This window comes from Caballeronia sp. LZ035, assembly GCF_031451175.1.
Taxonomy (GTDB): Bacteria; Pseudomonadota; Gammaproteobacteria; order Burkholderiales; family Burkholderiaceae; genus Caballeronia.
Genome location: NZ_JARUXS010000025.1, coordinates 1 through 1,773, shown reverse-complemented (window position 1 = coordinate 1,773; position 1,773 = coordinate 1). Strand labels below are relative to the sequence as shown.

At 60.7% G+C, this 1,773-nt stretch carries 2 protein-coding genes; both read right to left on the bottom strand.

From position 1 onward, the window contains the following. On the bottom strand, positions 1 to 623 hold a 623-nt coding region (locus QCE88_RS41890), incomplete at its 3' end, for a PIG-L family deacetylase (RefSeq protein WP_309911924.1). Beyond that, positions 623 to 1,537 (bottom strand): NAD(P)-dependent oxidoreductase, encoded by a 915-nt coding sequence (locus QCE88_RS41885; RefSeq protein ID WP_309911922.1) that lies wholly within the window; start codon positions 1,535 to 1,537, stop codon positions 623 to 625. The genes QCE88_RS41885 and QCE88_RS41890, both read right to left, overlap by 1 nt. Positions 1,538 to 1,773 lie beyond the last annotated feature (236 nt).

Genomic DNA, 1,773 nt, shown 5'->3' with positions numbered 1-1,773 from the left:
AACCGGGCGATATTGAACGCTTCCGCGGCGTGCACGCCGATATCGTCGCCTCGGGTTTGCATGCGCCGCGCTAGCGCGTCGGGTGTTCGGCCACCGGCCCATTCAGTGGCATAGAAGCTCATGGCTTCGCACTTTTGGGTAACGTGCCGTGCTTCCAGTGGCGACCACATGTTCGGCACGAAGCTGGGAAAGAAGCCCTGTTCCGTCGACGTGGACACCTCGAACAGATAGACATTCTTGCGCCGCCGAAAAGGACGAGTTGCAATCTCCACGGCACGGCTGACGCTGCCGTGGACCTGATTGCAGTCGCCTGGCCAATGCGTGAAGATTGTGTCCGCCCATTCGACCTCCGGCAAGATGAGCTCGTGCAGATGATGAACGCCCGCCTCAAGTGACTTTTCGTCGATGAGCGGGTCGCCCACTAGAGCTTCCGCCCCGAGGTGGGTGCAACTACGCCTGAAGGCACGCTCCAGTTCCGCCCAGTGCGCCACGCCGCGCGGATCGTTGCGCCGCACGGGCAGCAGCACCCGAACTTCATGGCCGCTCTCGGACAGCCGGGCTAAGGTTCCGCCGCAGCCGATCACCTCGTCATCGGGATGAGCGACGACAGCCAGTACCTTCATCACGCTGCCTGGGGTTGTGCAAAGGCCCGGGCATACCATTCCAGCGTGTCATGAAGCGACTCGTTCCAGTCCAGGAATTGCAGGTCGCCCAGCACGGTTCGAAGCGGCTGGATGTCGGCGATCAACCGGGTCTCCGGTGTTTCGCCACGGCGCATGGGCAGGTGAACGACGCCGGCGCCATTGCCGAAATAGTCGTTCACCGCAGCGGCAATCTCATTGACGGAAAGACCGATGCCCCGTCCCAGGTCGATGGGGTCCGCGCTGCCGCCCGCCTCGACGAAATCCACGGTCAGGCGGCCGATGTCGTCGGAATGGATCATGTCGACGATCTGCTCGCCGCTGCCGAAGATCTCGATCGGCATGCCCTTGCTCGCCCGTTCGGCAAAGGACGGAATGATCTTGCGCACCGGACCAGTCGCCTGGCCGGGGCCATAGGCGTTGAAGTAGCGCAGCGTCGAGATGTTCGTGCTGCCCATTGACGCGTAGAGCTTCGCGAACTGCTCCGAAGCGTGCTTGGTGATCGTGTAGGTATTGAGCCAGACGTTCGGCTTGGACGGATAGAAGAGATTGGGCACGCCGTTCTGCACACAGGCCGCAAAGACATTCACGGCGCCCGTGATATTGATCTGGATTCCGGCCAGCACGTCGTCATCTAACTCGGTTGTCCCCAGCTTGCCCGCCAAGTGGTAGACGGTGTCTTGGCCTTGCGTCAGGTCGCGCATAGCCTGCGCATCCATGATGTCGGCCCGGACGACCTTGGCCACACCCTCGCCGAACAAGGCGTCGCACTTCGCGGTATCCGCGTATCGGTCGGCGATCGTGACTGCATCTCCCCGCGCAATCAGATGGCGTACGATCGCGGCGCCCAAAAAGCCCTGACCACCGATGACGAGTGATTGTTGCGCACTTCCCATATTGCAGCTCCCTTGCTTTTTATGATTTTGGCGATGGCTGCGATCGTGATTGCACGACCTGGCTGAACGGATGCGATCTGATTCGGTGTCGATCGCCGATCAAGCGTTGCTCGAGTCCCCGTTGTTGTAGGCGTTTAATCTGTCGAGCTTCATGGAATTGTGGAGAAGCGGATGGGTTGCAGTATGTTTGCATCCGAACATAAGAGTCTGAGCGGAGACTGTTTGGCGCCTGATGC

Coding starts and splice junctions, on each gene's coding strand:
- QCE88_RS41885 (WP_309911922.1), bottom strand. CDS start 1,537: ATGGGAAGTGCGCAACAATCACTCGTCATCGGTGGTCAGGGCTTTTTG.